At 50.9% G+C, this 954-nt stretch carries 1 protein-coding gene; it reads left to right on the top strand.

The window, feature by feature from the left end; translation table 11 throughout:
• A partial coding sequence (locus OB13_RS16965) for a DeoR/GlpR family DNA-binding transcription regulator (RefSeq protein WP_461491370.1) occupies positions 1 to 723 on the top strand: 723 nt, incomplete at its 5' end.
• Positions 724 to 954 lie beyond the last annotated feature (231 nt).

Here is a 954-nt window from a genome sequence, read left to right as displayed (position 1 = left end):
GCTTTTATCATAAAGCAAATCAATCTGCACAACAAGGTGCTTTCATCGGATTTGAGTTTGAAGCTCAATGTATCAGAAGATACTGTCCGGAGAGACCTGAACGAAATGGCTGAAAGCGGCAAGATCCTGAAGGTGCATGGCGGAGCGCTGTCCAAATCCTTTCATTACCCTTTCAGCCAATCCGATGTCTATGCCAAAGAGTCGAAGAAAGAGATCGCCCGCAAAGTGATTCAGCTGCTCCAGGATGGCATGACGGTATTGGTAGGTGGCGGAACCACGATGATAGAAGTGGCCCGCATGATCCCCGACACGCTGCGCTGCACCTTTTTTACAGTGAGCCCGCTGGTAGCTTTGGAGCTCGCTGAGCGCTCCAACATCAACGTTATTCTGCTCGGAGGACAGCTCTCCAAGAACTCCCACATCATGATAGGCGCCCAGGTTGTCAACCAGCTTTCGGAGATCAAGGTGGACTTGTGCATACTGGGCACGAACAGCCTTTCGGTAGAAGACGGCCTCACCGACTCTGACTGGGAGGTGGTACAGGTCAAAAAAGCCATGATCCGTTCAGCCAAGAAAACCGCCATTATGAGTATAGCTGAGAAACTCGGCTCAGATCAAAACATGCAGGTCTGCGACCTCAACTCGATCCATTACCTGGTCACCGATCTGAAACCGGAGGATTCTTGCCTGGCAGAGTATGCGGAGGTAATAACGGTGGTATAAAGGAATTCGCAGGAAGATCGGTTTTCTTAGATAGGCTTATTCGAACGATTCTGGTACGACAGCACGATTTCCTGCCTCTTTATGTACAGCTACCGGTTATACTCGCGCTAAAGCCACTTTAGGAGATAACCCGTTTGCCATACCGGGTCCAACCACCCCTACCCCTCCTTGTCCAAGGCGGGGAGCCTGCCTTTCCACTTCGACAGGTCTTGTTTCATTGCAGGCGTAGCG

It is taken from the genome of Pontibacter sp. HJ8, from assembly GCF_054824225.1.
The sequence above is the reverse complement of the archived record's forward strand: the minus strand, read 5'-3'. Positions and strand labels throughout refer to the sequence as shown.